Below are 4,232 nucleotides of genomic sequence, written 5' to 3'. Positions count from 1 at the left end.
AAATTTTCGCGATCGCCTTCCATCGCATTAGCTGTCACCAGAATAATCGGTAGAGCGGCAGTTTGCGGGTCAGCTTTTAATAGTTGGGTAATTTTTATGCCATCAACCGATTTACCCTGGTAAAAACTGTTCGTTAAGGAAACATCCATCAAAATAATGTCAACCTCCCTAGCTTGGGCAATTTGGATTACTTCTTCTACATTTTCAGTATGTTTCACTCGCAAACCGGCTCGCTTTGTCAGGATTTTAGAAAAAACCCGAACATTAATCGGATCGTCTTCTACAATCAGAACAGTTTTCATCGAATTTTTCCCTTCAACAGCGTTTTTTTCTAGGGTCGTCGTCATTGTTTTTTGTTTCAATACGATTATGAAAATTCCTTTGTCACCTTAAAATTTATCGCTTAATTTGCCATCAATCGCAAGATGCAAATTTTTTATTGCTGTTAATAAATAGGAAATAAAACTTATGATAAAAAAACTGAACCGACCTTCGACCGGACGGTTTGTCCCTACAGGATTACACGCAAAGATGCAACCATCATATTTTGAATACGCCATTAAATATGCCATGAGCGCGGTCGCCGGACGTGCCTTACCCAACGTCCGCAACCGTTTAAATCCCAGCTTGTGGGATTAATGCCACGCCCCTCATGTCACTTTGCCAGAGTTGTCGGGGGATGCGAGTCACGCGAAGTAAAGAAACCACCCACCAGGATTCCTTAAATAATACAAATGTACTAAACTGGTGGCAACAGAAGAGGGCAAAGACTGAAAGGTAAAAAGCCACCAGAGCGCCTTCACACTCCAAATGGAAGACATTGAATTTTACAACTCAGGGCGGTCAATGCCCGCCCTACCCCTGGAACATAAAAGTATTATTGTGGCAACAATGCCTTAATTTGATCCACAAACAGTTGATGATCGACAACTGGTTTAGAAATATAGGCATCGGCACCACTCTGTTTGAGGAAATTTTCGCGATCGCCCTCCATCGCATGAGCCGTAACCAGGATAATAGGCAAACTAGCAGTTTGCGGGTCAGCCTTCAACATCTGCGTGATTTTTATGCCATCAACCGACTTACCCTGGTAAACACTATGGGCCAGGGAAACATCCATCAAAATAATGTCAGCCTCACCGGATTGGGCAATTTGCATCACCTCTTCCACGTTTTCGGTATGCTTAACTGCCAAACCGCCCCGCTTGCTCAGAATCTTAGAAAAAACCCGAGCATTAATCGGATCGTCTTCTACAATCAAAACGGTTTTCATCGAGTTTTTCCTTTCAATGGCGCTCTTTGGAAGAGTCGTGGTCATAGCTGCGGTTCCATACTACTGTGAAAGGTTCTTTGTCACGTTGCCATTTGTGACGCGATCGGTCATCAACCTCAAGATGCAAAAAAATTTTACGTTTTCAGGAACTAGGGAATAAAACTCATGGCGAAACAACTGAACCTTTTGGCAACCGGACAGATCATCCCCACGCCTTTACACGCGGAGATGCAACGGTCTTACCTTGAATATGCCATGAGTGTGATCGTCGGGCGTGCATTACCCGATGTCCGCGACGGTTTAAAGCCGGTGCATCGGCGGATTTTGTATGCCATGCACGAACTCGGACTGACGCCAGACCGCCCCTACCGCAAGTGTGCGAGGGTGGTTGGGGATGTTTTGGGCAAATATCACCCACATGGCGACCAGGCGGTTTATGACGCCTTAGTGCGTCTGGTGCAAGAATTTTCCAGCCGCTATCCCCTCCTCGGCGGTCATGGTAACTTTGGCTCGGTGGATAATGACCCACCTGCGGCGATGCGTTACACGGAAACGCGACTGGCTGCAATTAGTCATGAAGCGCTTCTGAGTGAAATTGGCGAAGCCACAGTTGACTTCATCGGCAACTTTGACAATTCCCAACAAGAACCAACCGTACTGCCAGCTCAGCTGCCGGTGTTATTACTCAACGGGTGCGCCGGAATTGCCGTCGGCATGGCAACGAATGTGCCGCCGCACAACTTGGGTGAGGTCGTGGATGGTTTAATTGCCCTAATCGATCAACCCGATCTCCCAGACGGGAAGCTATGGAAGCTAGTTCCGGGGCCAGATTTCCCGACGGGGGGCGAAATTGTCGGGACAGAGGGAATTCGGGAAGCTTACAGCACGGGTCGCGGTAGCATCACCGTGCGGGGAGTCGCCCAGATTGAGGAAATTGCGGCAACTCGGGGACGGCACAAGCGGACGGCAATTGTGGTGACGGAATTGCCTTTTCAGGTGAATAAGGCGGGTTGGATTGAGAAGGTAGCGGAACTGGTCAATCAGGGTCGAATCGAAGGCATTGCGGATCTGCGGGATGAAAGCGATCGCGAAGGAATGCGCGTGGTGGTTGAACTGAAACGCGACACCAATCCTCACCAGGTTCTCGATCACCTCTATAGACAAACAGCGCTGTGTACGAATTTTGGCGCGATTCTGTTGGCGTTGGTAGATGGACAACCGCGTCAGCTAACATTGCGCCAGATGTTGGAGGAGTTTCTCAAGTTCCGAGAACAGACGCTGACTCGGCAGTATACCTACGAATTGGGCGAGGCAGAAAGACGCATTCACGTTGTCGAAGGGTTGCTGGCATCTTTAACCGAGTTGGATGCGGTGATTGAAATTCTCCGGAATGCTGCCGATGGTAGCACCGCCAAGTTAAGGCTACAAGAACGCTTGAATATCAGTGAAGTTCAGGCGGATGCTATTTTATCAATGCCCTTGCGACGCCTCACTGGCTTGGAACGGCAAAACTTACAAGGTGAGTTTAACGAGTTGTCAGAGAGAATTCATTTGTTGCAACTGTTGCTAAGCGATCGCCGCGAACTCCTGAAAGCCTTGAAAAAAGATTTGCGATCGCTCAAACGCAAATTCACCGATCCGCGCCGTAGCAAGATCCTAACTGAAGCGAAAGAATTAAAGACTCAGCCAACAGAGAAAAAACCCGACTCAAAAGACAAAAGTCACAAGTCAGAAGCCAAATCTACTCAAGCCGCACTCCTGACTCCTGAACACTTAGAAGAAGAGGCAGTTTTGGAGTTTACCCAGCGCGGATATGTCCGGCGCATCCCTAAAAATGGAAATAAATCCGCGTCTGGAAAAGGCGATAGCAGCAGTCGTCCAGATGATTTTATCGTCAAAACTCAGGTGACTAGCACCCAAGCCGAGTTAGTCGTACTCAGCAGCGGCGGCAAAGCTTACCCCGTCAAGGTGGGTGAGATTCCGCCAACCGGGAAGCAATCGCGGGGAACGCCGCTAATCGGCTTGCTGTCCAACTCAGCTCAAACTGCGGCAGAAACGATTGTCTCCAACTTTTTTCTGCCTGAAAATCCGCAAAGTGCCGATCTAATTTTGCTTAGCGAACAGGGGAGAATCAAGCGCCTGCCTCTGGTAGAACTGGCTAACCTTACCAGTCGCGGCATCACGCTCATGAAACTGAAAGAAGACGATCGGTTAAAGTACGTCAATCTGGCTAAAACCGGCGAACAGCTCGTTTTGGCGACTGGGGGCGGACGTTTGCTGCGGCTTCAAGTCAACGACGATCATCTACCCTTGATGGGACGCACGACGATGGGGGTGCAGGCAATGCGGCTGCGGCGTTCCGAGCAACTGGTAGGAGCCTTAACGCTGGGGGATGATGAGAATATTTTAATCGTTTCCCAGTTGGGGTATGCCAAACGCCTGCCGATGAGTACAATCCGACTGGCAAATCTTGGCGACCTTGGCACTCAGGCACTGCATTTTACCAGCAAAACAGATGCTTTGGCAGCGATGGTCGCGGCTCCAGCAAAGTCTCAGATCGTCCTTCTGACAAGCGCCCAGCGAGTCGTGCGAATACCAGTAAATTCAGTACAGTTGCGGGGGAAAGATGGAACAGGCGATCGCATCCTCGAATTAAACCCGGACGAAAAAATTATTACTGTCGTCCTTTGTTCGTAGTTCGGCGTTCGGGATTTATTGGGAAGTGTGATGAATCCCGAACTCGGAGTAATTAATTCTTTTCCGCCACAAGATTCCCTACTGCTTTGGTTCTCCGATTTTCCTAAGAGTTCTGTGCTGCGAGTAAGTGATTGAAAATAGATTCAGTAGTGGGTATTAATAGCCGTGGCACAAGTTGTTATAGAAAACGTTTACAAAAGCTTTTCCGGTCGTCAAGGGGAAGTCGTCGCAGCGATCGCGCCTGAACCTCTGCTGACGCCAG

At 48.8% G+C, this 4,232-nt stretch carries 4 protein-coding genes; 2 read left to right on the top strand and 2 right to left on the bottom strand.

Annotated features, from left to right (window positions below; genetic code table 11):
- Positions 1–302, bottom strand: a 302-nt coding sequence (locus tag H6F50_RS06245; protein WP_190427547.1) for a response regulator, incomplete at its 3' end; no start/stop codon positions are given.
- Between the two features lie 166 nt (positions 303–468).
- Between H6F50_RS06245 and H6F50_RS06240 the strand changes: the two genes are divergently transcribed.
- Entirely contained in the window at positions 469–639 is a 171-nt protein-coding gene (locus H6F50_RS06240; RefSeq protein ID WP_190427543.1) for a hypothetical protein, read from the top strand.
- Between the two features lie 238 nt (positions 640–877).
- Here H6F50_RS06240 and H6F50_RS06235 read toward each other — a convergent pair whose 3' ends face one another.
- Positions 878–1,273 (bottom strand): response regulator, encoded by a 396-nt coding sequence (locus H6F50_RS06235; protein ID WP_190413592.1) that lies wholly within the window; start codon positions 1,271–1,273, stop codon positions 878–880.
- 165 nt (positions 1,274–1,438) lie between these two features.
- Between H6F50_RS06235 and gyrA the strand changes: the two genes are divergently transcribed.
- On the top strand, positions 1,439–3,970 hold the full coding sequence (gene gyrA / locus H6F50_RS06230; protein ID WP_190427540.1) for a DNA topoisomerase (ATP-hydrolyzing) subunit A: 2,532 nt from the start codon (positions 1,439–1,441) through the stop codon (positions 3,968–3,970).
- The last annotated feature ends 262 nt before the right edge of the window (positions 3,971–4,232 follow it).

Origin of the sequence: Coleofasciculus sp. FACHB-712, assembly GCF_014695635.1 — a bacterium.
Lineage (GTDB): Bacteria > Cyanobacteriota > Cyanobacteriia > Cyanobacteriales > FACHB-T130 > FACHB-T130.
The sequence above is the reverse complement of the archived record's forward strand: the minus strand, read 5'-3'. Positions and strand labels throughout refer to the sequence as shown.

Coding starts and splice junctions, on each gene's coding strand:
- H6F50_RS06240 (WP_190427543.1), top strand. CDS start 469: ATGATAAAAAAACTGAACCGACCTTCGACCGGACGGTTTGTCCCTACA.
- H6F50_RS06235 (WP_190413592.1), bottom strand. CDS start 1,273: ATGAAAACCGTTTTGATTGTAGAAGACGATCCGATTAATGCTCGGGTT.
- gyrA (WP_190427540.1), top strand. CDS start 1,439: ATGGCGAAACAACTGAACCTTTTGGCAACCGGACAGATCATCCCCACG.